Origin of the sequence: Pseudomonas sp. BP01 (assembly GCF_022760795.1) — a bacterium.
GTDB classification, from domain to species: domain Bacteria; phylum Pseudomonadota; class Gammaproteobacteria; order Pseudomonadales; family Pseudomonadaceae; genus Aquipseudomonas; species Aquipseudomonas putida_Q.
In genome coordinates this window covers 63937-87801 of sequence record NZ_JAFBKA010000020.1, presented here as the reverse complement: position 1 = coordinate 87801, position 23865 = coordinate 63937, and the positions used below count along the sequence as shown (strand labels likewise).

General features: G+C 62.8%; 20 protein-coding genes and 1 tRNA gene. 5 read left to right on the top strand and 16 right to left on the bottom strand.

Features of this window, described 5'->3' with window-relative positions; translation table 11 throughout:
• Window positions 1-56 precede the first annotated feature (56 nt).
• On the top strand, window positions 57-689 hold the full coding sequence (locus JOY50_RS18695; RefSeq protein WP_019473108.1) for a LysE family transporter: 633 nt from the start codon (window positions 57-59) through the stop codon (window positions 687-689).
• A 32-nt stretch (window positions 690-721) separates the two neighbouring features.
• Here JOY50_RS18695 and JOY50_RS18690 read toward each other — a convergent pair whose 3' ends face one another.
• Both JOY50_RS18690 and JOY50_RS18685 read right to left on the bottom strand, forming a co-directional pair.
• Window positions 722-1474 (bottom strand): slipin family protein, encoded by a 753-nt coding sequence (locus tag JOY50_RS18690; RefSeq protein WP_132842693.1) that lies wholly within the window; start codon window positions 1472-1474, stop codon window positions 722-724.
• An 11-nt stretch (window positions 1475-1485) separates the two neighbouring features.
• Window positions 1486-2823, bottom strand: a complete 1338-nt coding sequence (locus tag JOY50_RS18685) for a nodulation protein NfeD (protein WP_132842695.1) — start codon at window positions 2821-2823, stop codon at window positions 1486-1488.
• A 98-nt stretch (window positions 2824-2921) separates the two neighbouring features.
• On the opposite strand from JOY50_RS18685, the gene JOY50_RS18680 reads away from it, so the two are divergent.
• From JOY50_RS18680 to JOY50_RS18670, 3 genes are all read left to right on the top strand, one after another.
• Window positions 2922-3380 carry an aminoacyl-tRNA deacylase gene (locus tag JOY50_RS18680; RefSeq protein WP_019473110.1) on the top strand — a complete coding sequence of 153 codons (459 nt, stop codon included), beginning with the start codon at window positions 2922-2924 and terminating at the stop codon, window positions 3378-3380.
• 61 nt (window positions 3381-3441) lie between these two features.
• The gene (locus JOY50_RS18675) at window positions 3442-3684 is read left to right on the top strand and encodes a DUF2789 domain-containing protein (RefSeq protein WP_019473111.1); all 243 of its coding nucleotides are present in this window, start codon (window positions 3442-3444) and stop codon (window positions 3682-3684) included.
• A gap of 69 nt (window positions 3685-3753) precedes the next feature.
• Window positions 3754-4392 carry an NADH:ubiquinone oxidoreductase subunit N gene (locus tag JOY50_RS18670; protein WP_132842698.1) on the top strand — a complete coding sequence of 213 codons (639 nt, stop codon included), beginning with the start codon at window positions 3754-3756 and terminating at the stop codon, window positions 4390-4392.
• Between the two features lie 6 nt (window positions 4393-4398).
• On the opposite strand, the gene JOY50_RS18665 is transcribed toward JOY50_RS18670, so the two are convergent.
• The 13 genes from JOY50_RS18665 to JOY50_RS18605 all read right to left on the bottom strand — a co-directional run bounded on the left by JOY50_RS18665 (window position 4399) and on the right by JOY50_RS18605 (window position 22578).
• On the bottom strand, window positions 4399-4836 hold the full coding sequence (locus tag JOY50_RS18665) for a CBS domain-containing protein (protein WP_019473113.1): 438 nt from the start codon (window positions 4834-4836) through the stop codon (window positions 4399-4401).
• A gap of 125 nt (window positions 4837-4961) precedes the next feature.
• The gene (locus JOY50_RS18660; RefSeq protein ID WP_132842700.1) at window positions 4962-6254 is read right to left on the bottom strand and encodes a VWA domain-containing protein; all 1293 of its coding nucleotides are present in this window, start codon (window positions 6252-6254) and stop codon (window positions 4962-4964) included.
• A gap of 8 nt (window positions 6255-6262) precedes the next feature.
• Complete coding sequence (locus JOY50_RS18655) at window positions 6263-7498, bottom strand: VWA domain-containing protein (protein ID WP_132842703.1); 1236 nt, start codon at window positions 7496-7498, stop codon at window positions 6263-6265.
• A 46-nt stretch (window positions 7499-7544) separates the two neighbouring features.
• Entirely contained in the window at window positions 7545-8048 is a 504-nt protein-coding gene (locus JOY50_RS18650; protein ID WP_138736447.1) for a hypothetical protein, read from the bottom strand.
• A gap of 13 nt (window positions 8049-8061) precedes the next feature.
• Complete coding sequence (locus tag JOY50_RS18645) at window positions 8062-8796, bottom strand: hypothetical protein (protein ID WP_243055619.1); 735 nt, start codon at window positions 8794-8796, stop codon at window positions 8062-8064.
• Between the two features lie 25 nt (window positions 8797-8821).
• A complete protein-coding gene (locus JOY50_RS18640) occupies window positions 8822-10372 on the bottom strand; it encodes an SUMF1/EgtB/PvdO family nonheme iron enzyme (protein WP_243055618.1) in 1551 nt (516 codons plus the stop codon).
• Window positions 10362-11585, bottom strand: a complete 1224-nt coding sequence (locus tag JOY50_RS18635; protein WP_132842712.1) for an ABC transporter permease — start codon at window positions 11583-11585, stop codon at window positions 10362-10364. Before JOY50_RS18635 ends, JOY50_RS18640 begins: the two co-directional genes overlap by 11 nt.
• Window positions 11569-12267 carry an ABC transporter ATP-binding protein gene (locus tag JOY50_RS18630; RefSeq protein WP_132842714.1) on the bottom strand — a complete coding sequence of 233 codons (699 nt, stop codon included), beginning with the start codon at window positions 12265-12267 and terminating at the stop codon, window positions 11569-11571. Before JOY50_RS18630 ends, JOY50_RS18635 begins: the two co-directional genes overlap by 17 nt.
• 6 nt (window positions 12268-12273) lie before the next feature.
• Window positions 12274-14226: a vWA domain-containing protein gene (locus tag JOY50_RS18625; protein ID WP_132842716.1), complete on the bottom strand. Its 1953-nt coding sequence runs from the start codon at window positions 14224-14226 to the stop codon at window positions 12274-12276.
• Window positions 14223-15263: a hypothetical protein gene (locus JOY50_RS18620; RefSeq protein WP_132842719.1), complete on the bottom strand. Its 1041-nt coding sequence runs from the start codon at window positions 15261-15263 to the stop codon at window positions 14223-14225. The genes JOY50_RS18625 and JOY50_RS18620 overlap by 4 nt, the downstream gene beginning before the upstream one ends.
• A 5-nt stretch (window positions 15264-15268) precedes the next feature.
• A complete protein-coding gene (locus JOY50_RS18615) occupies window positions 15269-17977 on the bottom strand; it encodes a virulence factor SrfC family protein (protein ID WP_132842721.1) in 2709 nt (902 codons plus the stop codon).
• Window positions 17974-21051, bottom strand: a complete 3078-nt coding sequence (locus JOY50_RS18610; RefSeq protein ID WP_243055617.1) for a virulence factor SrfB — start codon at window positions 21049-21051, stop codon at window positions 17974-17976. Before JOY50_RS18610 ends, JOY50_RS18615 begins: the two co-directional genes overlap by 4 nt.
• A gap of 21 nt (window positions 21052-21072) precedes the next feature.
• Window positions 21073-22578 (bottom strand): SrfA family protein, encoded by a 1506-nt coding sequence (locus JOY50_RS18605; protein ID WP_243055616.1) that lies wholly within the window; start codon window positions 22576-22578, stop codon window positions 21073-21075.
• Between the two features lie 210 nt (window positions 22579-22788).
• On the opposite strand from JOY50_RS18605, the gene JOY50_RS18600 reads away from it, so the two are divergent.
• Window positions 22789-23694: a hypothetical protein gene (locus JOY50_RS18600; RefSeq protein WP_138736450.1), complete on the top strand. Its 906-nt coding sequence runs from the start codon at window positions 22789-22791 to the stop codon at window positions 23692-23694.
• Window positions 23695-23735: 41 nt separating this feature from the next.
• Here JOY50_RS18600 and JOY50_RS18595 read toward each other — a convergent pair.
• Window positions 23736-23812 (bottom strand) — tRNA-Arg (locus JOY50_RS18595).
• Between the last annotated feature and the right edge of the window lie 53 nt (window positions 23813-23865).

The following is a 23865-nucleotide window of genomic DNA, read 5'->3' as shown; positions in this document are numbered from 1 at the left end:
TTTTCACCAAAACCTTAGCTTAACCTTTTGCAACAAGTGTTCGAGCGAGGTGTGTGATGTCGATGGAAGTATGGTTGGGCTTCTTTGCCGCCTGTTGGGTGATCAGCCTGTCACCCGGTGCCGGGGCAATTGCCTCGATGTCCAGCGGCCTGCAATACGGCTTCTGGCGTGGTTACTGGAACGCCCTGGGCCTGCAACTGGGTCTGATTGTGCAAATCGCCATCATTGCCGCCGGCGTCGGCGCCATCCTGGCCGCCTCGGCCACGGCCTTCCAGGTCATCAAATGGTTCGGCGTCGCCTACCTTGTCTACCTGGCCTACAAGCAATGGCGTGCCTTGCCGATGGACATGTCCGATGAGTCCGGCGTGCGCCCTATCGGCAAACCGCTGAGCCTGGTGTTCCGCGGGTTCCTGGTCAACGTCAGCAACCCCAAGGCGCTGGTGTTCATGCTGGCGGTACTGCCGCAGTTCATCAACCCGCATGCACCGCTGCTGCCGCAGTATGTGGCAATCACCGTGACCATGATCACCGTGGACATGCTGGTGATGGCGGGGTACACCGGTTTGGCTTCGCGGGTGTTGCGCTTGCTGCGTACACCCAAGCAGCAGAAGCGTTTGAACCGGACTTTTGCCGGGTTGTTCATTGGTGCGGCCACCTTCCTGGCGACCCTGCGCCGCGCACCTCTTTAACAGACCGCTGGGGCCTCGTCCGGGCCCCAGCTCTATTTCTGCTTGGCTACCAGCCCCGTCAGCAAGTCCACCGGCATCGGGAAGACAATGGTCGAGGTCCTGTCTCCCGCAATCGCCCCCAGCGTCTGCATATAGCGCAACTGCATCGCCCCAGGCTCCTTGCCCAGCATCTGCGCAGCCTGCATCAGCTTCTCTGACGCCTGCAATTCCCCCTCGGCATGGATCACCTTGGCCCGCCGTTCGCGTTCGGCCTCGGCCTGCCGGGCGATGGCGCGGACCATCGATTCGTTGAGGTCGACATGCTTGATCTCGACGTTGGCCACCTTGATGCCCCAGGCATCGGTTTGCGCGTCCAGCACCTGGCGAATGTCCGCGTTCAGTTGCTCACGTTCGGCCAGCAGCTCATCCAGTTCGTGCTTGCCCAGCACCGCACGCAGCGTGGTCTGGGCCAACTGGCTGGTCGCCACCAGAAAGTCCTCCACCTGGATAATCGCCTTTTGCGGGTCGAGCACGCGGAAGTAGAGGACCGCGTTGACCTTGACCGAGACGTTGTCGCGGGTAATTACATCCTGTGGGGGTACATCCAGCACCACCGTGCGCAGGTCGACCCGCACCATTTGCTGTATCACCGGGATCAGCAGGATCAGCCCCGGCCCCTTCACCTGCCAGAAGCGCCCCAGCTGGAACACCACGCCGCGCTCGTATTCGCGCAGGATGCGAAACGTCGACAGCAACAGCATCACCAGCACGATCAGCACGGCAGCGAAACCCACTTGCATGAACATGGTCATTCTCCTTACGCCGCAGGCGCGGCGGCGCTCACGTCCAGCATCACGCCATGGCGCGCGGTCACCCGCACGTTTTGGCCAGCGTGCAGCGGCGTTGCGCACTGCACCTGCCATTGCTCGCCTTGGGCCAGTACCACGCCTCGGAACGGGTTGCCTGCCATCACCTGGGTGACGGGGACCAGGCTGCCGACCAGGCCGGCGTCACCGCTGACCAGCGCCCGTTGGCGTGCCTTCAGGGCCATGCCCAGCACGCCGCCGATCAACAGCGCCGAGAGCACTGCCAGGGTACCGATCAAGGCCAGCGGGATGCCGAAGCCGGGTGCGTCGGTGTCGATCAGGATCAGCGCACCGACCACAAAGGCAACGATGCCGCCAAACCCGACCACGCCGAAACTGGGCAGGAAAGCTTCGGCGATCATGAAGGCGATGCCCAGCACGATCAGCGCCACCCCGGCGAAGCTCACCGGCAACAGCTGCAGGGCGTACAGCGCCAGTAGCAGGCAGATGCCGCCGACCACACCACCCACCGTAGAGCCGGGGCTCATGAATTCGAACAACAGGCCGTACACGCCGATCATGATCAGGATCAGCGCCACGCTGGGGTTGGTGATAACTGCCAGTACCCGTGTGCGCCAATCCGGCGGGTGTTCCACCAGGCTGGCGCCGGCGGTGTTCAGCTGGTGTGGCTGGCCAGCGACCTCTAGCGTTTTGCCATCGAGCTTGCGCAGCAGGGCGGGCAGGTCGTCGGCTACCTGGTCGATCACATTCAGCCGCAAGGCTTCGCTGGCAGAGAGGCTGACGGCCTCGCGCACGGCCTTCTCCGCCCAATCGGCATTGCGCCCGCGCAGCTGCGCCAGGCCGCGGATGTACGCAGCGGCATCGTTGACCTGCTTGCGTGCCAGGGTTTCATCGTCGCTGCCCCTGGCCTTGTCGTCCTTGGGTGCACCTGGTGGGCCGCCAATCTGTACGGGCGTGGCGGCACCCAGGTTGGTCCCGGGGGCCATCGCGGCAACATGGCTGGCGTAGAGAATATAGGTGCCGGCGCTGGCAGCGCGGGCACCGCTGGGGGCCACATAGGTGGCAACCGGCACGGGGCTGGCGAGAATCGCCTTGATCATCTGGCGCATGGCGCTGTCCAGGCCACCGGGGGTGTCCATGCGGATCACCACCAGTTGCGCGCCCTGGGCCTGGGCCTGGTCGAGGCTGCGTACCAGGTAGTCGGCGCTGGCCGGGCCAATGGCATCATCGATGCCCAGCACCCACACCGCACCGGGCGCTGCCTGGCCGCCTGGCGTGATGCCAAGCAGCAACAGCAGCAATAGCCAGCGCCAGCAGCGGGCGATCACCTGTCGTCACCTCGTTTGCCCGTATTACACAAGTTTAGCCCTGGCTGGCGCTAGCCGGCCTAAAATTGCAGATTGGGGGGCGAAACCGGAGGTGCATCATGCGTATGGCAAAGACCCTGCAGGCCCGCCTGGACAAGGCCAACTGCGACTACGACATCATTCCACATCCACACTCGGCCACCAGCCTGGAGTCGGCCCGTACGGCCGGCGTGCCCGCCGAGCGGGTCGCCAAGTCGGTGATGCTCGATGACCGTCATGGCAACTACATCATGGCCGTGTTACCGGCCAACCGGCACCTGGACATGACCAAGGTGCGCATGTCCGGGGCCTGGCACCTGACCCGCGAAAGCGGCCTGCCGAGCCTGTTCGGCGACTGCGAACGCGGCGCCGTGCCGGCCCTTGGCGACGCTTACCAGATAAAAATGTTGCTCGATCCGAGTCTTACTCGCCAGGGTGATGTCTACCTTGAGGCGGGTGACCACGATCACTTGATCCACATGAGCATGGAGCAGTACATGAAATTGGTGCCGCACGCCGAAGTGCGCGAGCTGTGCTGATGTTTTCACACCACTGCCAGACGGGCGTCGTGGACGGCCTGCCTGGCGCTCAGGAGGAACCATGGAAGCGCCGATCCATCCCTTTGCCGACCTGTTCAAACAGTTGGGCTTGCCCGACGATCCCGAGAGTATCGATCAGTTCATCACCAGCCATTCTCCGCTGAAGAACGAGATAAAGCTGGTGGATGCGCCGTTCTGGACCGACTCGCAGCGTGCTTTTCTCAAGGAAAGCATCATTGAAGATTCCGATTGGGCCGTGCCCTTCGATCAACTCAACGAAGCGTTGCGCCGCCCCCGAAAATAAAGCGCCGAGCGGCACCTGACGAGTGATCGGCCGTTGCTATGCTCAGGAAAACAATAAGGGGATAGCGCGATGAAAGATCCCTATGCACCAGGTTTCTGGTGCTCCGTGACGATCCTGGGCACCCTGACGGCCAGTTACTTCTATGGCATCAGGCAGACGCAACAGATGAACCAGGCGGTGCACTTCCTGTATGCGGCTGCCGCTGTCACCGTGGCGGTGGTTTTGGTGGCGCTGACCTGGATCGCCTGGCAGCAGTTACACCTGAACAAGCGCGAAGTGATTCAGGGACGAACGTTGCTCACCATCTGGAACACCAAGGTGGCGCTGCGCCGCGTCGAGACGGTATTCGACCGCTATTTCTGGGGCAGCTACTGGCATTCGGGGCGTACGTTCGAAGAGGTCATGGGCGAGCTCAAGGGCACACCGCTGGAGCAGAGCCTTGATGCCCTGAAGCGCCAGTGCCGTGTACTCGACCGTGAACTCCATGACCACCATCACCATTGGCTGGCCAACGCCCGCGACCTGTCCAGCGTGGCCCAGGCCATGGCCCGTGAACGCTACCAGCTGGACCTGGGCGAGCCTACCTGCAGTGGCAATGGCAATACTGCTGTGCTCAACCGTGACCTGGAGGTGCTGGTGTACACCTGGTCGGCGCGCCTGCGCAGCTTCGACCATCAACTGGACGAGCTGGAGCGCGCCTACCACTAAGGGGCTTCACTCGCCGCGGATGTATTGCTCCAGTTGCTGAATCAGGCTGGCCTGTTCAGTGATGGTTTCCTTGACCAGGTCGCCGATCGACAGCAGGCCGAGCAGCTTGCCGTTGTCGACCACCGGCAGGTGACGCAGGTGACGGTCGGTCATCAGGTTCATGCAGAAATCGAGCTTCTGCTTGGGCTCCACGGTGACCACGGGTGCACTCATGATTTCGCGCACCGGGGTGGCGGCGGAAGAGCGACCTTTGAGTACCAGTTTGCGCGCATAGTCCCGTTCACTGACGATACCCACCACCTGGTTGCCCTCGACCACGGGCAACGCACCGACGTTTTTCTCCGCCAGCATTTTCAGGGCGTCGAGCACCGAGTCATCCGGGCCGATGGTGTACACGGTCTGGTGCTGGGACTTGGTCCTGAGGATTTGTTCGACGGTCTTCATACGGGCCTCTGCGGGTAAAAAAAGCACTGTCTCGGAGTAACTAAAGCATCCGGCACGGCGCTCTGCACGGCAATGCAGGAAACGGCATTGAGTCGATTGAAAAACGTCATTAGTCGTTATTGCCCCTACGGGCAACCCGTCGCGGCCACCTCCTGGCTCGCTTCCTTGAGTGCCGCCGCCACAGCAGCGGCATCGTTGGCGGTATACACCCGCCCGCCGGTGTTGGTGGCTGCGCAGTTGGAACCGGTGCTGGCGCTGATATTGACCACGTTGATCCGCAGGCGTGGCTGGTTTTTGGCGATTTGTTCCGACACGCTGCACACACTGGTGCCGCAACTGTCCCGGCCATCCACGAACATCACGATCACGCCATCTCGATCGCGCCCGTTCATCTTGCTTGCGGCCGCTTGCAGGCTTATACCCAGCCCGGTCCCGCCACGTGCTTTCAGGTCGGCCACACGCTTGACCAGGTCTGCGCGCTGGCCTTGCCCGAAGACGCCGTGATCCACCGGGCTGCGGCAGCCATCGAAAGTTACCAGGCGCATGTCCACGGCGTTGTCCAGGTCGCCGATCACGGCGGTCAGCGAGCTTTTCGCCACGTCCATGCGGGTGAGCCGTTGCGGCTGGTTGTTGGCCAGCAGCTCATCGACGAAAGGAATGCGCGCCAGCAAGCCGAGGTACCAAGGGTCATCTTCCTTTTTCACGCGGATGCGCTGGTCCATGGAGCCCGAGGTGTCCAGCACCACCGCAAATTCCGACGCCTGGAAGGCGCCCCCCGGGGTACAGATTGCAGTCTGCGTATAGCCCTGCCAGCGCTGGTACAGCACAGGCCAGCTGCTGTACAGCCAGTAGAGCAGGAGCAGTAACAGGCCAAACAGCAGCCAGGGCCACAGGCGCAGGCGGCGGCGTTCGGTCATCACCACGGTTCGTGTCCGGGTGGGCTTGGGGGTTGGTGCTGGTTTTGGCTTGGCCGGCGCTGGCTGTCGCGGTGCCGGAGGTGGCGACACCACGGGCGGCGCAGCGACAGGTGCCGGCTGCCCCCAGCGAATCACCAGGGGTTCGTCGTTGATGCTGTACAGGTTGGCAAGGTCGGGTCGGCCGATCAGTGTGCGCAACGCTTCGGCTGCGGGCGCCTGGCCGCGCCGTTGCAGCTCATCGGCCAATTGGCTGACGGCTGCCTGGCGCTCTTCATAGCGCTTGAGCAAGGCAGCCTGCTGCTCTCGGCCGAGCGTGGTATACAGATGCGGTTGCCCCTCCAGTTCAGACCACCATTCCAGCACACCGTCGCGGCCCTGCCGGGGTATTGCGTACAGGTGAGCGATGCCCGGCGGAAAGTGCTGACGGATCAACGCCACCCTGAGTTCGAGCGCGCTGGCAGCATCCTGGCTGGCGTGGGTGTCGCGGTTTACCCTTTGCATGGTTTGTCCTAGTCGCAATCGGCTGTGCTGGAGACTTCCTGGCTGGCAAGCTTGATGGCAGTGGCAACCTGCCCGGCATCGGTGGCGGAATAGATGCTCCCCCCCGTGCTCTGGGCGACACAGCTGGCCAGGTTGCTGTTGCTGATATCGACCAGGTTGACGCGCAACCGCGGCTGCTCGCGGGCAATCCGCTGCGCCACTGCACAAACGTCCTGGTCACAGCCATCGGCACCGTCGATGAACATCAGGATCACCCCATCGCGGTCGCGACCGTTCATGGTCCTGGCCGCCACATCAAGGCTGGCTGCCAGGGCGGTGCCATCATCGGGCACCAGTGCCTGAATACCTTTGATCAACGCCGGGCGCTGGGCCAGGGTGAACACGCCGTGGTCCAGCGGCGCGCGGCAGCCATCGAAGGTCACCACGCGCATGTCGATTGCCGGGTGCAGGTCGTTGATCAGGCGGGTCAGGCTGCTCTTGGCCACGTCCATGCGCACGGGGGCTTGGGTGATTTGCGCAACACGCTGCTGATCAATGTTCGGGTCGTTATTGATGTGCTTGAAGAACCATTGCTCGTCTTCAAGGGTGGTGGCCACGTTGAGTTGCATCGAGCCCGAGGTGTCCAGTACCACGGAAAACTCGGGCGGCTGTATACGGGTGTCTTTCACACAGGCGAAGGGCGTGGCGTGGCGGTTGCCAAGCCAATGCTGCAGATAGGGCCAGCCCAACCACAAGGCCAGGGCCAGCAACAGCAGGCCGAGCAGCGGCAGCAAGAACCACGGCAGCCAGACCCAGCGCCGACGAATCACCGGCGCGGGTCGTGGTGGCACCGATGCGGGCAGCGGCTTGACGGGGGCAGGTTCGGCCCACCGCACAACCAGCGGTTGGCCGTTGATGCTGTACAGGTTGTTCAGGTCGGCAGGCGCGATGAGCTTGCGCAGCATTGCAGCATCGTTGGCCTGGCCGAGGCTTTGCAGTTTGCTTACCAGCTGGTGAACGGCTTCTTGGCGCTCGTCGTAGAGGCGCAGCAAGGCTGCCTGTTGCTCGGCGCCGAGGTCGTGGTAGCGGTGCGGTTGGCCTTGCAGTTCCGACCACCATTCGCGCAGGCCATCCTTGCCGTTGCGTGGGGTGGCAAACAGATGAGCAATGCTTGGGGGAAAATGCCTGACGATGATCGCCATGGCCTGTTCGAGCACCCGCAGGTCGTCCTTGGCGGGGCTGGTGTCGCGGGTGACCCGCTGCATGTGGATATCCTGAAAAGAGTCGGCAGCCGAAGCTGCCGATGAGGTTTCACTCGTAACCCAGGCTCAGCTGAAGGCGGCTGACCTGTTGTTGAAGGGCCGCCAGCTTCTGCTTGCGGGCTTCGATCTGGGCGTTGCTGGCATTTTGCGAGGGTGCGGCCTGGTTAGCCTTGAGCTGTTGCTCCAGGCCGGCGATCTGCTTTTGCACATCGCTCTTGTTGCCATGGCGCGCCTTGAGCGTGCCCAGCAGGTCGTTCAACGATTTTTCCAGGCTGGCCTGCTGCCGCTGCTGGCTTAGCAGGTCCTGGCGGGTCGAGGCCTGCAGTGCACTCAGTTGTGCGTACACTTCGTTGAACTGGCGGTTCTGCTCCTTGGCGCTGAGCAGTTCCTGTTCGCTGTTGCGCACACCCTCGGCATAACCTCCGCCGTAATCGCAGTTGAGCTTGCCGATCAGGCTGGCGCTGCTGTCGGAGGCATTGCACTGGGAGGCAGTGGTCGCACAACCGGCAAGGCTGGCCAGCATTGCCAGGCACAGGCAGTTACGTAGAAACATGGCGTGCACTCCTTCAGCCCAAGGTGATTGCCGAACGCTGGCTGTAGAGGCCATCGACCTCCTGCTGCAGCGAGGCGACCTTGGTGTTCATCTTGGTGATCTCGGCTTCGACCTTTTGCACTTCGGCCTGGCTGGCGCCGCCATCACGTTCAAGCTTGGCCACCTGCTGGTATTCGTTAACGCGTTTTTTCATGTTGGTCAGATCTTTGCGCATCAACCCGATGTTCTGGTCGATGTTGGCGATATCCCGCTGGGCCTTGGCCTTGTCCAGGGTCTTGGCTTTCATGCTCTGCTGGATGCTGGCAATTTGTTGCTTGTTGTCATTGATGACACGTTGCAGCGTATCGGTACGCTGCGCGACTTTGGCGGTTTCACCCTGCACTTCGGCAGTCATCGCATTCAGGCGCTCGGTGGTATTGGCATATTTCGCCCGGCGCTGATCGAGGTAGTAGTTGGCGCCCATGGCCACGCCACACGCGCCGACACCGGCGATGATCGAACAGGCTGCCTTGTTGCCGGAGTTGGACAGCATGCAGGCAAGAATGCCGGCGCTGGCCGCGATGGCACAGGCCTGGAAGCCCGATGTGGTGAAGAACTTGGCATCGTTGCCACTGGTCAGGCGCGGGTCCGCCGTGCCCTGGCTGCCGGTCATCGAACTGCCGGTATTGGCACAACCGGTAACGGCCAGGCAAGCAGCCATCAGCAGACCCAGCCAGGGATTGATACGGGTGGATGTCGGGAAGTTCATGGTGTGGCTCCTGGATGTCCTTGGGTCAATGTGCGACGGTCTTGCAGCTGTTCAGCCATGCATTGGCATCAATCTTCTGGGTCTTGAGGAACGACGCCTGGTTGGCCCAGTGGGTACGCAGGTAGGGCGACAGATCCTTGAGGTTCTTGTTGGCCTTGAACGAGCCGTCCAGCACCGGCACCTGGGCTTCGAGCAAGTCCTTGCCGTACAGCGAACCCGACTCCACCAGGGAGCTGGCGTAGTAGCGGCTGAGCTTGTGCAGGCGCTCCTGCTGCTCTTCGAGCTTGACCTTGCGCACGCCACAGGTCGGGTCTTCTTCGCCGGCCTTGCAGTTGGCGGCGTAGTTTTTCTGCAAAAAGTCCAGGTACTGGCCATCGTCGAGCATCTTGGTGCACAGGAAGGCGCCAAGGTTGAGGCTGGCGCGAATCGCCTGGTCACGGGCTTCCTGCTGTTGCTGGTTGCTGGCGCGCAGCTGGTTCTCGACCGTCTTGAGCTGGTTCTTGAGGGCTTCGTCTTCCACGTTGGAGGCGAGCTCTTCCAGCGCCTTGACGGTGCCTTTCTGTTTGCTTTCGGCAGCCGGTTGATCGCTGCCCAGCTTGCTCCAGCTCTTTTCGATGTTTTTTACCCGGTCCCGCGAGGTCAGGGTCGGGGAAACCATGGCCAGGCGCAGGCCGTTGGTCTTCTTGGCGACTGCGCCCTCGGCGTTGTAGTACGGCTCTTCCTGACGCAGCGAGGTGCGCAGTTCACCTTCGCTGGTCAGGTAGTTGCCCCCGCGCACCACATAGCCACCGGCCTGGCCGTGCTGGCGGTCGAGCTTGTTCAGGCGGAACGGCTCGAACATCATCTCGCTGGCATTGCCCAGCATGTCATGCAGGCCCAGCGGGTTGGGCTTGAGCAGCCCGCTCAGCTGCAACTGGCCGTTGGCGGACTGCGCGCCGGCGAACCACTCGTAGGCATTCAGGCCTTCGGGCATGGGGTAGCGGCCATCGCGGAATTCGGCCGTGCTGACTTGCAAACCGCCACGCGCGGCGAACTCCCACTCCACCTCGGTTGGCAGGCGCAAGAAGCCTTGCGCGCCATCTTCCCGGGGCAGCTTGTCGGGTGCATTGGCACGCAACCAGCGGTTGTACTTGTCGGCAGCCTGCAGGGCGTCCAGCCACGACACCGATACAACCGGCAGGCGCTGCTTGTTGGAGGCGCTCGGGCAGGTTTCGTCCATCAACGCCTTGTACTGCAGCTGGCTCATCTCGTACTTGGCCAGCAGGTAGTAGCGCGACTTCTCACCCTTGGCACTGCTGAAACTGCCAGCAATGAACGCCGGGCGGGTCTGCTCGACATAGCCCCACTCGGCGCTGTCCTGGCCGATGTTGATGGGGTAGTCGTCCAGCGGGCCGGCCACCGGGATCATCACCTTGCGAAAGGCCATGGCACCGTCACAGGGCATGGGCAGTACCACGTCGTCGGCGTCGGCCATGGGGTTGTAGTACTTCTCTTCCCAGGTCGCCGCTGTGGCTTGCAGCGCAAAGCCGAGAGCAAGTGGCGCCAGAAGCAGGTGGCTGTAGGCTTTAGAGTTCACGCAGGCTCTCCGCAGGTTGTATCCGTATGGCACGCAAGGCGCCGATCAGGGCGACCAGGCCGGCGACCAGGAACGCCAGCAGCAGGGCGACCACGCCATGCCATACGGTGATGTGACAAATGAAGGCGCCGGTTGCCTGGCTGCTGACCAGCAACCGGTCGAACAGCAGGCTGCCGAGGTAGTAGCTGCCGAGGCCGCCCAGGTAGCCCACCAGGCTCAGCACGAGTGCTTGAAGCACCACGTAGGCCGATACCGCGAGGCTGCTGAAGCCCAACAGGCGCAGCACGGCCAGGTGGCGGCGCTTGCGATCAATGTTGGCCAGGAAGGCGCCGACCAGCGAGGCGATGCAGCCGATCAGGGCGGCCCCGGCAATAACGCTGAAAATCAGCCCCAGCACGTGGTTGATCGCCTTGACGCTGTTGATCTCTGCCAGGCGGCTGGCGGTTTCGATGCGCTGTTCATTGAGCCAGCGCTCCAGTGGTGCCACGCTGTCGATGTCCCGCGCATAGACCCGGGCCCGGGCGTAGCCGACGTTCAGGGTATCCAGGGCCTGGCCACTGCTTGCCCCGAGGCTGGCGACCAGATAACCGTCGCGATAGTGTTCCAGCTCCATCAGCAGCTCGGGGCTGACGAAGGCTGCAGGGCGGGCGAAGCGCACCGAGCTGACGATGGCACGCACCTGCAACGTGCGCTCGCCACGCTCGTTGACTTCGTTCAGGCGCCGGGCAACGCGCAAGCGCAAGGTGTCACCGGCCTTGGCGTCGAGGCGTTCGGCGGCACGTTCGCTGAGAATCACCTGGTCGGGCGCCAGCTCACTCAGGTCTGTTGCCAATAAGGGATCGCTGGCCCGGGTAGGGATGACCTCGACGTTGTCGGCGAAGCGGCCGTGTGCACCCAGCAGGTCGGCCTGGGTGTTCAGCGAGCGGGTCTGGCCGATGGCGAAGCCCACCTCCGGGCGATCCTGCAACCGTTGCAGCCAGGCTTGGTCGAAGTGGCCACTGCTGAGCATCTTGACCTCAAGGTTGCGGGGGTCGCTGAGCAGTTCCTGTTGCAACTGGCTGACCACCCCGTGCTTGAGGCCGAACAGCAACAACAGGGGGGCAATGACGGCGACCAGTGAGGCCGCCATGCACAAGGAAACATTACGGTCGTGCCAGAGATCGGCCAGGGATAACCGTGCCAGCAATGCCAGGCGTTTATGCCACGGGTTCAAAGCGTGTTTCCCCTTGACCGTTGATGGCACCCAGGCGCGGCAGGCCGAAGCGTTCGACCAGAGCCCAGTCGTGGGACACGATCAAGGCGCTCAGCCCTAGCTCAGCCACTAGTTGCAGCAGCAGTTCGAACAGCCGCTCTGCATTGTGCGGGTCGAGTGCGGCGGTGGGCTCGTCGGCCAATAGCACCCGTGGTTCATGGGCGATGGCACGCACGCAGGCCACCCGCTGGCGTTCGCCGATGGACAGCGCTTGGGGAAGTTTGCCCAGCAGTGGTGCCAGGCGCAGTGCCTCGACAGCCTTGTCCACCGCCGTGCTGGCAGGTGGCAGGCCGAGCAGCCGGCGTGGCAGCAGGATGTTGTCGCGCACACTGAGAAAAGGCAGCAGCCCGCCGTTCTGCAGCACAAAGCCAAGCTCGCGCGAACGCAATGCCGCCAACGCGGGCTGCTGGTCGCTGGCCAGCAGGCTGGCCACATCCTGGCGTTGCGGGCCAAGCCTGTAGTGCGTCAGTTGCTCAGGCTTGAGCAGCAGGCCAATGGCCTCCAGCAGTGTGCTCTTGCCGCAGCCGCTCTCGCCCGTGATGGCACGTACTTCGCCGGGTTGCAGGCACAGCGTGTCCAGCCGTACCCGGTGAGCCTGCGATCCTTCGCCTCGAACGACTTGTAATCCCTTGATATCGAGCATATGGGGTCAGGGCATCATTTCCAGCGGTACCGGGTAGACGTTGTCGCGGCTGTCACTGCCCGGCGCCAAGGCAACCCAGCGGTCGACATCGGCGTTGTAGCGTTGGTAATGGCGCAGCTTGGTGCTCAGGCTGCGGATGAATTTCTCCTGGGCCAGGCCATCCCAGCCCTTCCAGGTTTCTTCGTCCAGGTTCAGCACTTCGCTCTGGTAGGGCAGGTCTTGCAGGTACTCGCCAAGCACGCCCAGGTCTGCCACGCGGGTGGTCGAGCCCTGCTTCAGCTGGTTGGGGTCGGCACCCATGGTTGCTGCAACCGAGCGCAGGCGGGTGAACATTTCGTCGGGCGAAATCATGCCTTCGTTGGCGGCATCCAGGATCTGCTTGAGTACATCGCTCAGGTCGCTGAGTTGCGCCTTGGTCAGCAATACGCGCACATCGGTGGTTGGCACGTTCTGTTTGATCAGGTCGCGGTCGCTGATCCAGGCCTGGAACACCGGTGGCGCCTGGGTTCCGTTGGCCTTGCCCAGGTAGGCCAGCTGCATGGCGTGGCCAATCAGTGCGGCATCCTCGAGCATTTTCTTCTCGGCAGGATCGGCCTTGGCGTTGGTTGCGCTGCCGATGGCCGCCTCGCCCATGTAGGCCGCCCGCACTTGCTGGGTGATGGCGGCAGCCAGGCCGTCGACCTTGCGGCCAAAGGCCTCCACATCGCCGGCATTGACCGGGTAGTACAGCGAGGTGTTGGTACCCGGGTAATTCGACAGGGTACGGTACTGCGCTTCGGCGGAGCTGTGGTTCTTGGCGCCGCTCGGGGTTTTCAGGTGCAGGGTATACAGGGCCACGCCAGGGTTGCTGGCTTCGATCTTGACCTGTTCGGCGCCAAGGCCGGTGCTCGACAGCTTGTCACCCCCGTCAATGGCGCCGGCATCGGTGATCAGCACCACATAGCGGGCACCAAACTGGCTCCAGTCGATCTGGTCCACGGCAGACATGACACCGGCGTAGGCATCTTCGTTGAACTCGCTGCTGGACACCTTGGCCTGCTTCAGGTCCGCGACCTTGGCCATGAAATCGGCACCATCTTTCACCGTGTTGGGGTCGGCGTACATCTTGCTGACGTACTCCAGGCCCGGCACGGCCTTGGTGCTGGAACGGTAGGCAACCAGGCCGAACTTGACCTGCTTGCCGAGGTTTTCCTTCTCGATCTGCCCGTACACGCGCTTGATCGCCTCACGGGTGCGATCGATGTACGGGTCCATCGAAATGGTCGAGTCGATGACGAACACCACGGCCGCACTGAACGCCTTCAACTGCTGGTTGGCAGCGCCCTGGGCAGGTGCAGGCGTTGCGGCTGCGGCACTGTCGGCCTTGCTGACCGACGCCACATTGAGGATGCGCGTGCGGAAGCCTTCCTCGGTCATCACTTCTTCGCCGCTGAGCACTGGCAGCAGGTAGAAGTTTTTCTGCAGGTCGACGAAATATTCGGGCTCTTCGGCCAGCACGCCGGGTGCCTCGGTGCCGTGCTTGAGCTTGGCGCGTAGCGGGGCGACATGGCTGACCGGATCGGGGGCGTTGAGAATGCCTTCGAGCTGGTTGCGCTCCTTGAAGAACATCAGCCGATCACGGTTGGCGGGGTTGGTAAACGCCAGGGTCAGCTGCATTTTCCATTCGACGGTGCAATCGGCAGGCAGCCAACCGATGCTCTTGCCCTGGGTGTCAGGCCCGACCCGCAGCCACTCGCGGGCGTCAGCCTGGGCGCGTTCGTACACGTAGAAGCGGCTGAAGGTGGGTTGTGCGGCGCCAGGGGCTGCCCCGGCGTTATCGCTCAGTTTGCAGCCCGGCGTGGTCAACACGCGCTGGAACAGGGTTTTCTTGCCATTCTGCAGCAGGGGCTTGTCGGCTGCCTGCAGGGCAGGGCTGAGCGACAAGGCCAGCAGCGCGGCGCCAATGCTACGCATCTTCATGGCTTGAGCTCCTCGTAGCGCTGCTTGGCTTCGGCGTTGTTTTCATCGAAGCTGAGGATGGTCTCGTACCAGGAGGCTGCGGTGGCGGCTTCCGGCGCCTTGAAGCAGTTGCTTGGCTGGTGGTACTTGGGGTCGTATTCGTGGGCGTAGGCCGTGGCGATCTGGATGTCACCGGCATTGGCGCGGTTGGCATAAAGGCGCTGGGCCACATCGCACTGGTCGTTGGCCTTGGCCAACCTGATCACCTCAAGCAGCGCTGCGCTGTCCGGTTTGCTCTGGATGCACGACTGCAGGAACGCCAGTGACGTCTGGCCTTGCATGCTTTCCAGCGAACAAGGTTTGGCCGCGTCGGCCTGTGCGACGGGCTTGTCCTCAGGCGGCACGGCTGCAGGTGCTTCGCCTGCGCTGCGGTTGAACCACCACCAACCGCCGCCGGCGGCAAGCGCCAGCAGGATCAGGATCAACAGGGGCAGCAGCCACTTCTGGCCTTGCTTGGCAGGCGCCTTCGGCGGCGGAGCCACAGGTGCCGGCTGGGGGGCTGGCGCGGCCTCGGGCTCGGGCTCTGCCGCCACTGCCGGAGCAGGCTCAGGGGTGGTCACCGCAGGTGGCTCGACAACCACCGTCGCGCTGGGCAAGGGTGCCGGGGGCGGCGATTTCTCCAGCGCTGGCCCAGACTCGACAGACGCGATGATGGCGCTGTTGATACGCACCATGCCAAGGTCGCTGCGACCGGTCTGTGGGTTGCTGACCTCGATGCGGAAGGTGGCGGTGCCGCTGGCTTGCAGCAATGGGTTGATCAGGTTGGGGCCGATCCGCGTCTCGATGGCCGGTGCGCCTGCAACGGCAGTGAGGTTATCCAGGCGGAACCAATGGGCGACGTTGCCCCAGTGCCCGCCTTCATGCAGGAACTCATGGGACTGGCTGCTTTGCAGGGAGCATTGCAACCCTTCACTGGCGCCCTCCCAGCCGGTGATCCGCAGCAGGCCTTGGCCTGGTGTGTTCACGTCCAGTGGCAGCACATCAACTCTGATACCCATTGCAATCAACTCGCTTGGAAGGTGTTCAGCAGCACCGCCAACTGGCGTCGCTGCTCGGTGGTAATTTCCGGGTCGGCGCCGCTCTTGGCGTTTTCCTGGGTCAGCCAGGCGAGGCCCGACAGCCAGTCAACCAGGAAGCGTTGTTCATGGTGCGGAGGTTGTTCGGGCAGCATCGGCAGCTCGCCCAAGGGCACGCTCTGGTAAAAGTCGAACACCGGCTCGCGCGAACCCAGCAGGCTGTTCGGGCGTTCTGCGGCGGGTTTCTCCAGCAAGCCGAACCAGGACAGGAAGTCGCGCATGGCCAGCTGCACCGTCAGCACCTGGCGCTGGACCATCTGGTCACGGCGCATGCCGTTTAGCACCCGACGCATGACGGCTGTGTCCAGCTGCTCGATGAACAACGGGCGGCGCACTGCGCTGACCAACTCTTCGACCAAGGCCTCGACCACTTCACGGCTGATGCGCAGGCTGACCAGGCGCATGGGTTGGGTGCCCAGATCGCGCATGTGCTTGATCCACGCCTTCAGTGCCGCGCGGACAAAGCGCTGCTCAGAAGTAAGGCGTTTGGCCAGTGGCTTGGCAGCAGGTGCCGGTGCTGCGGCAGGGGTATTGGCGAACAGGTTACCGAAGCTGATGGCCGGGGCCTTGTTGGCCGGGGCTTTGGCGGCTTGTTCCGGCTCTTCAGTGGCGTCGCCGTCAATCCCGTCGATGTCGTACACACCGCCCAGATAAAGGTCACGCAGCTGTTCGACAGGCACCTGCAAGGCATGGATCAGTTCGCTGATCGCGTCCGGGTCGGCACCCAGGTTGTCGAGCAGGTATTGGGTCTTTTCCCGCTTCTTGTTCAGCAGTTGTTCGAAATCTTCTTCGCGCCAGGTGTTCAGGCCGTGTTCCAGCAGGTCGGTGCGGCACTGTTCCAGCTGTTCTTCGATACGGGTGAGCTTGAAGTCGATGTTGCTGATGCCCCGGAAGCTGCCACTGAAGCGGCTGATCCCGCCGTCATTGAGTTCGAGCATCGCGGCCCAGGCGTCAGCCGGGTCCTTGATGTGCCGCAGCACCGACGGGCTTTGCGCGAAGCATTGTTGTAACTGTACAAGGCGCGGTGCATGGCGCTCGTTCAGGCTGGTTTCTTCGCCGTTGCCGATATCGCGCTCGATGAACGCGGTGTCCAGGCGCGGCTTGCGCACCAGGTAGGTGTTGTTGAACGGTACTCCGGACCAGTCTTTCATCCACTCCTGGCTGCCGAAACGCTCGATCATGGTCAGCTTCATCATGTTCTCGCAGCCTTCGGGCAGCTGCCCTTCGCTCAGGGCGAGGGTGTTGCCGATGAAACCATCGAGCATGGTCAGCGCCCAGATCAGGCCGGGGGTGCGCTGGCTGCGTTCTTTGGGCGTGGCGCCCTGTGTCTTGTGGATCCAGCGGGTCAGCACCGGCCCCACGCTGACCACTTCGCTTTGCTTGAACGAACTGGTGCACAGCACCAGGCCATTCATCTGCTGGGCGTCGGTATAGCGCTCGAACAGATAGGCGACCTTGCCACGCAGGATCAGGCTGGCGGCCGGATTGACCTCTTCTACCACGTCCGGGCTTGCCGCATCTTCGATACGCAGCAACTTCTGGCGAGTGCGGTAACCGGGGAAGTCGAGCAGGTCGACTTCTTCTACGACTGGGTCCTTGGGGCTGTTGGTCAGGCGGAAGGTCATCTCGGCAGTCAGTGCCGCCAGTTGCGCGACCGACAGTGTCACGCTGCCCTGCACCTTGTCGCCCTGCAGCGGCAGTACGTTTACGGGCAGGTCGCGGCCAGTACCCAGGCGGCCGAGAATATCGACGTTCATGATGCTGTTGGCCTGGGTGTAGGCGCCGTTTTCTTCCTTCACCAGCACGCTCAAGGGGGCGTAGACGGTGTCGGGGAAACCCAGTTTCTGCAGGCTGCCGACCAGCAGTTCATAAATTTCGGTGAGGGCGTCCTGTTCGCCCCACAGTACCGAAAACAACTTGGCGCGCTGGCGCGGGTTCAGGCGTGGCGCCAGCTTGATCACCCGTGGCCAGTAAAGCTCGTTGAGCTTGCGCACCGACTTTTCGTAGTTGCCTTTGAGGTAGTCCCACAGGGCGACCACGTCATCGCCGTTGACGCCCGGTTGCAGGCCTTCGTTCTCGCGGCCCTCGAAGCCGGCTAGCAGGGTCTGGATGCGTTCGTCTGTATAGGTGTAATCCAGCTTTTCCTGGTCGAAATCCTCGAACCAGGCATTGGACAGGATCTTTGCCACTTCGATTTCGCTGAACAGCTTCAGCTCGACCGGATGGTTGGCATCCGGGCTGGGCTTGGCGCGCCGGCTGAAACGGGTGACCAGGCCGGTGGCTTCCTTGCCTAGGCCGGTCGGGTTCACATGTTCGATGAAGTCCAGGATGCGGCCGCCGAAATCGGTTTCCAGGCGGCCACTGCGGTCAGCGGCCAATGCCGAGATCAGGTACGACTTGCCCGCCTGGGACAGGCCGAAGAAGCCGATCACCATGGGTGTGGAAGCGGCACGCTGCAGGTCCTTGGCGCGGTTGCGGGCCTGGCGCAGGCGCAGGTTGAGGCCATCGGCCTCGGCCTCGACACTGGCAGCATTGCCACGCACCTGCTCGATCCAGTCAAGGGCCTCGCCGGCGCCTTTGTGAATGGCGCCCCAGGCACCCATCAACTGCTGTTGCTTTGGCGTTAGGTCGCTCATTTTCCTTTGACGTTCCCGCTGTCGAGCCAATAGTCGCTGTCACTCAAACTCATGGTCGGCATGGTGTTGAGTGAGAGTTCAAGATCCCGGTCGAAATCGAAGTCGGCATCCTGGATGTTCGATTCGAGCTTCTGGATGATCAATTTGTCGCTGATCAACCCCTGTTCGCGTTCCTCCTGGTCGAACTGCTCGATTTCCAGGCGAATGCGCAGCACTGGAGCCTCGCCGTTCTTGCCCACCGCGTGGGAAAACTTTGCGCTGCCCGAGGACGTGAAGCGCAGGGTGTACAGCGGTGAGGCAGACCAGCGTTCGGCGGCCAGCTGACGGTAGCCCAGGTGCATGTCTCCACGCATTTCCAGCCAAGGCGTACCGCGCTCCTCACCTTCGCCGACGATTGGCAGCTCGATCAGCCCCTTGTCGGACTTGAGGTCGTGGTAGAGCACGTCGGCGCGCTTGATGGTGCCGGCATTGTCGATCTGGCCAAAGTGCTTGATGATCGAGTACGGCTTGAGCGCGGCAGTGCGGAAATAGAAGTTCGGCACGCTGTGCTTGGAGCACAGCAGGCAGATCATTGCGCCCACCGAGGCGGTGCTTTTCGGGTCGTCGATCAGGCCATTGCGGTGGAACGGGTACCAGCCGCCGGTGCGGTAGTTCTGCATCGGCAGGATGCGCCCTGGCGGCAGCGGCAGGCGCTGGCGAATGAAGGCCTGGATGCCGGGCAGGCGAGAAGGGCGGCCGGTCAGCAGGAGCATGTCGCAAGGGTAGTTAAACACCACCTCGCACAATTCGCCGAGCACCTTGGTGATGTTGATCTGGCCACCCATGAAGGCGGCGTGAACGCGCTCCAGGTCGAAGACAATCGGGGTCTGCAGCAGGTTCAGAGCGCCGTCGCGGCCGACTTCGCGGCGTACGGCGGCATTGACGAACGCCAGTACGCTGTCATTGATCTGTGCCTCACCCAATACCTGCTGCCACGTCTGCTCCACGGCAGCCTGTGGTTGCGCCGGGTCAAACTGCTCATAGGCCTTGAGCAGGGCCAGGCCCAGCGGTACGAACACCTGCAGGTTCAATTGCTGGCGCAGCAAGCGCTCCTGGGCGGTGGCATCGCCATTGCCGCACAGGCGCGACATCAGGGCATCGGGTGCCGGGACACCCGCCGTGCGCAGTGCATTGGCGAAGGACGGCAGGATGAACTCCTGGATTACGTCCAGCAGGATGTCATCACCGGCAATCTTGAAGCCGTCACGGAAGCGCTGGGTCGGCACGATGTGCACGTTGGCACCGGCACCGCCACCCGCGCCACGGTCCAGGCGGTAATCGGTAATCACCAGATCGGTGGTGCCGCCGCCGATGTCGATGGTCGCCAGGGTGATCTGTTCGTGTTCTTGCTTGTCCGGGCGAGCCAGCGTGGCAAAGAACTCCTCCGGGTGGCCGGCAAAGTTCTCGTTGACCTCGTTGTACAGGTAAACCAGCTGGCCACAGCTGGCTTCGTCCCACTCCACGCGCACACTGGGGAACGGGGTACGGGTCTTGACGTCCTTGCCCTTGAATGGGTTGCTCTCGTCCTGGTGCCAGCCCAGGCTCTTCCAGACCAGGCCGATGGCCTCGTACAGGCGGTTGCTGAGCAGGCTGCGCTCGGCCTGGGGCATGCCCGGCGGCACCGTCAGGGTAATGCTGTTGAGCAGGCGCGGCACCCGCGCATGGCCTTGGCGCGAACGCTGGGCCGGGCTGTTGATCTGGGTCAGCGCCTGGGTCACCACTTCGGCCAGCATGAACGTCATCAGGTTGCTGCGCGAATAGCGCGGGTTGAAGACCGGCATGTCGAAGGGCTTGAGGTACAGCGGCTGGCCACGGTCGTTGATCAGGTTGGCGAATGGCGCGGCGACGGCCATTGGCTCCTTGTCGGTCTTGACGTAGGCGGTGTTGAAGCGCCAGCCATGGCCGTAGGCCTTTTCATCCCACAGGTAGCGTTTTGGGCTGGAGAGGCCGGTCGAGCCTTCGGTGCCGCGGTTGCGGCTGGCCAGGCGGCCAGCTTCGCCGCCGACGCGGGCGATGGTCGGCCACTGGAAGGCGTTGTGGCGGCCGCTCTTGATCGACAGGTGGTCTTTGCCAAAGGCGGCGTGGGTGAACTCGACCCGGCTCTCGAAGGGCTGGTTGTAGACCTTTTCCGGCTCGCTCAGGTCGCGCAGTGCCAGTACGTAGTTGTGGCGCATGCCCGAACCCGCCTGGCCATGGTCCTCGATGAGGATGCCGCAGGTGCGCGAGTTGCCGACGTCCAGCACCAGGTCCACCGGGATCGGCTTGACGATGCCATTGGCCTCGTTGGCGATCACCTTGATTTCCGGGATCTCGACTTTCGGCTTTTCGTTGCTCTGCTCGGCCGGCACCGGGCGGCGCAACAGGCTCAGCAGGTTCAGATAATGGCCAAGGTGGCGGTTGCCCTGCAGGTCGCGATCCAGGCGTTCGCGGGTCCACTCGGCACGCGCCTCGGTGTACACCTCCGCCAGCCAGTCGCGGATCCATGTGTGGGTCAGGAACCAGCCATATTCGCGGGCACTGCAGGCCAGCTTGAACGCCACGCCGGAGCGCACGTCGTCTTCGTTGGGCGCCAGGTACGGTGCGCCGGTAACCACTGGCATGGTACGGCTGTCGAAGCCGAGGGTGAGGCGGTGGGTGTTGCCGTCGACATCGGGCTCCGCGAGCTTGACCAGGCGCATGCGCGCCCAGTTGTTCGGGCCCTCGTCAAAACGATAGGGCGGTGTGAAACGCAGGACCGGTATCGGCAACCAGACCCCGTCCAGCAACTTCAGGCTGTCTTCCATGGGCAGGCGGAAGTGGCTCTCTTCGCTGGTGTCGAACTCCACCTGCACCACTTTGTCCGGCTCGGGCTCGTAGAAGTCCTTGTACTCCTTGGACCACAGCAGGCGCGTAGGCACCATGCCGTTGTTGAGCTGGACGAATTTGCCGGTCTGCTCGCCATCCGGGCCGAGACGCAGGGCGAAATCCATGAATTGAATTCCGGTATCGCTGACCAGCGTGACCGTTTCTTCGAACTGGGTGATTTCGGGCAACATCTTCTGCGTTTCTCGTCTGGGTTAGCCGGCTTTGTTCATTTGCATCGGGAAGCCTTGGGTGCCGTAATTAGCGTTGCAGTTGGTTGCGCCGCTGGCGTTGGGTGTGCAATCCACTTGTGGTAGGTCGTAGCTGCTGCCGTCGGCACAAGCGGCTTGGCCTGCGCTATTGATCGACAGCTGACCACCCTGCATGGCCGCCGATACCGGCGCCTGGCAACGCACGCCGTCCGAGCGGCTGACCGTGGCCTGGCCTTTGCCATTTTCGAACTCGTACTTCAGGCGCAGGGGCTTGCTGGTACCCGCTTCCTGAATACCTGTTCCTGCCCACTTGCCATTGAGGAAGTCAGCGTTGCCATCGGCCGCATCTGGCGGAATGCTCAGCTGGTTTGGCTGGGGTGGTTGGTTGCCGGCTTGCTCGTCGGGTATCTGTGGTGGCGCGGGAGGCGTGTTTTCGGGCTGCAGGGCATCGGGGGTGTCGGCCGTCTGCTCTGGCGCAGCCTGTTCGCCCGGCGCTTGCTGTGCCTCTGGTGTGCCTTCTGGCGTGTTCTCGGCAGTACCCTCTTGCGCGGGCGCTTCGCTACCGAGTTGTGGCGCTTCGCCGCCTGCGTCGGGCGGGTTGGTCGGCACGCTGGAGGGACCACCTGCAGGCGTCAACTCGCCTGGGGCAGGCCCGCTGGCATTGCCGTTCGGAGCGCCGACAAGGGCCGACGGGGCCCCTTGGGTCCTGGAAAGGGTATCGACCTGAGTAGAGGAATCGCGGCCAATGTCCGGGATGCCTGGCCCGGAAAGGTTTACCCCAGGGATGCAGCCGCGCAGCCCGAACAACAGCAGGAGCAGCAGTGCCAGCAGCAACAGCAATGGCAGCAGCCAGCGCCAGTTGCGCCACCACGGCAGGCGTGCGACGGCAGCGGCTGGCGCTACCGCTGCTGCTGCTGCTGCCGGCGCAATGGGCGCGGCTGGGGGAACCGGCGGCGTGGCCACGGGTTCGGCGATGGGTGCGGTGCGCGGATACAGGCAGTGCAGGGGCTGTCGGCTGCGCTCGGCACCGGCATGTATAAAGCCCCAGAAGGTCAGTACAGGGCGGCCATCGACCAGGTAGACGAAGTTTTCGTCTGGGAAGGGCACCACACAGGTCAGCAGCTTGCCGAACACCGCGTTATCACCTTCGGCGGCCTTTCTGGCCGTTGCCGAGGGTTGGCCGTTGGCGTCCAGGCCAAGCAAGGTGTTGCTCAGGGCGTTGATCTTGCTTTGCAACACCTCGAGCTGCACACGTGCCGGCGCGCGTTCTTCCTCGGTGGCGCTGCTCCAAGGGATCACATCGCCAGGGCGGTCACTGTACCAATCGATTGTGCGGCCCTGCTCATCGCTCTGCGGGATGGCCAGGTGCTCGATCAGCTCCGGGTGCTCCGGGTACTTGCGCCGAATCGCTTCGCGAATCTGCAAAGCAGCGCGATAGACGGGTTGGCCAGTCTCGCCCAATGCGGTGAAGTGCTCACTTCTACCGCTGCGTAGTAATACTCCGCGCATCCTTGTAGACCTACCTAGTCTATTAGCCGAATCCATTCGGTATCCATTAAACAATACCGAAAAACCGAGCAACACTAATGGCAAAGTGCTTTTTTCGTCAATTCATATGGATGGCTTTTTGACGTCAAAGGACGTTTTATCCGGTTACACTCCCCCTGGTCCGATCAACGGCATCGGCAACTCATCATCGACGAATGGAGCACGAAGAGCATGAGCCTTTGGGATGACCTGAAGAAAAAGGCCTACGATGCCAACCCGGAGCTGGCCGCCAAGGCCGCCCAGGCGTTGGAGAAGGCCCGGGACCTGGCGGTGGAGGCAGGGCAGAAAGCCGCGCCCTTGATCAAGGAAGCCAGTGACAAGGCCGCGGGCTATGCCCAGGAGAAGACCCCCTTGCTCAAGGCCCAGGCCCTGAAGGCGATTGACGATGCCAAGCAGCGTCGTGCCCAGTTGCAAGAGCAGGCCAAGCGCGACAAGGCCGCGCGCGCGGAAATGATCCGCACCATGTATGACATCACCTTAACCCCGGAAGACGTCAATTTCGTCGAGGAGCCGTTCAACCATTTTGAGCGGCAGTTGATGTTCTTCGTGCGTAACGGCGAGGTGCTGGAAAGCGAAAAGCGCAACCAGACGCACCTGGACGCCTACCACTCGCACCGCACCACCGGTGGCCACATGTGGAAGGGCACGGGTCATACCGGTAGCAGCTCATCGACCATGCAGGTCACTGCGCACAATGTTCAGGAGCACGAGTTCTGGGTGCGCCTGGAGAATGGCACCGAGGCGTGTTTCCAGCTGAACAACAATGGTGTGCGCCTGCGGCCTGGGCAGTACGTGAGCATGGCGTTTGTGCGCAACGCCAACCAGGACATGGGGCAGATGGTGGCGCTGTACAACCATAACGCCGGGCAAAACTTCGTGACCCTCTCGCCGAGGCAGATCAACCAGCAGTTTCAGCTGTACTTGAAAGAGCCCGGTATTTTCAACGCCAACGAAGTGAACAGCACGCGCGACAGGCTGCTGCAGGCGCTGGACAAGCGTCTGGGCGAACTGGCCAGGTACATGGCGCTGCACGGTGACAGGCGTGCCGGCCAGTTGATAGAAGCGCAGGCGGAATAAACGAAAAAGCCCCGGGAGATTCTCCCAGGGCTTTTTTGATATGGCGCACTCGGCGGGATTCGAACCCACGACCCCTGCCTTCGGAGGGCAGTACTCTATCCAGCTGAGCTACGAGTGCAACGCGCACGCATGATACCCATCTGTGTCGTTGACGTCCATCGCCTTGATCTG

What these genes read in the sequence shown, in the direction of transcription:
- JOY50_RS18695 (WP_019473108.1), top strand. Translation starts at nt 57, where the DNA reads ATGTCGATGGAAGTATGGTTGGGCTTCTTTGCCGCCTGTTGGGTGATC.
- JOY50_RS18690 (WP_132842693.1), bottom strand. Translation starts at nt 1,474, where the DNA reads ATGTTCATGCAAGTGGGTTTCGCTGCCGTGCTGATCGTGCTGGTGATG.
- JOY50_RS18680 (WP_019473110.1), top strand. Translation starts at nt 2,922, where the DNA reads ATGCGTATGGCAAAGACCCTGCAGGCCCGCCTGGACAAGGCCAACTGC.
- JOY50_RS18675 (WP_019473111.1), top strand. Translation starts at nt 3,442, where the DNA reads ATGGAAGCGCCGATCCATCCCTTTGCCGACCTGTTCAAACAGTTGGGC.
- JOY50_RS18670 (WP_132842698.1), top strand. Translation starts at nt 3,754, where the DNA reads ATGAAAGATCCCTATGCACCAGGTTTCTGGTGCTCCGTGACGATCCTG.
- JOY50_RS18665 (WP_019473113.1), bottom strand. Translation starts at nt 4,836, where the DNA reads ATGAAGACCGTCGAACAAATCCTCAGGACCAAGTCCCAGCACCAGACC.
- JOY50_RS18660 (WP_132842700.1), bottom strand. Translation starts at nt 6,254, where the DNA reads ATGCAAAGGGTAAACCGCGACACCCACGCCAGCCAGGATGCTGCCAGC.
- JOY50_RS18655 (WP_132842703.1), bottom strand. Translation starts at nt 7,498, where the DNA reads ATGCAGCGGGTCACCCGCGACACCAGCCCCGCCAAGGACGACCTGCGG.
- JOY50_RS18650 (WP_138736447.1), bottom strand. Translation starts at nt 8,048, where the DNA reads ATGTTTCTACGTAACTGCCTGTGCCTGGCAATGCTGGCCAGCCTTGCC.
- JOY50_RS18645 (WP_243055619.1), bottom strand. Translation starts at nt 8,796, where the DNA reads ATGAACTTCCCGACATCCACCCGTATCAATCCCTGGCTGGGTCTGCTG.
- JOY50_RS18630 (WP_132842714.1), bottom strand. Translation starts at nt 12,267, where the DNA reads ATGCTCGATATCAAGGGATTACAAGTCGTTCGAGGCGAAGGATCGCAG.
- JOY50_RS18625 (WP_132842716.1), bottom strand. Translation starts at nt 14,226, where the DNA reads ATGAAGATGCGTAGCATTGGCGCCGCGCTGCTGGCCTTGTCGCTCAGC.
- JOY50_RS18620 (WP_132842719.1), bottom strand. Translation starts at nt 15,263, where the DNA reads ATGGGTATCAGAGTTGATGTGCTGCCACTGGACGTGAACACACCAGGC.
- JOY50_RS18615 (WP_132842721.1), bottom strand. Translation starts at nt 17,977, where the DNA reads ATGAGCGACCTAACGCCAAAGCAACAGCAGTTGATGGGTGCCTGGGGC.
- JOY50_RS18610 (WP_243055617.1), bottom strand. Translation starts at nt 21,051, where the DNA reads ATGTTGCCCGAAATCACCCAGTTCGAAGAAACGGTCACGCTGGTCAGC.
- JOY50_RS18605 (WP_243055616.1), bottom strand. Translation starts at nt 22,578, where the DNA reads ATGCGCGGAGTATTACTACGCAGCGGTAGAAGTGAGCACTTCACCGCA.
- JOY50_RS18600 (WP_138736450.1), top strand. Translation starts at nt 22,789, where the DNA reads ATGAGCCTTTGGGATGACCTGAAGAAAAAGGCCTACGATGCCAACCCG.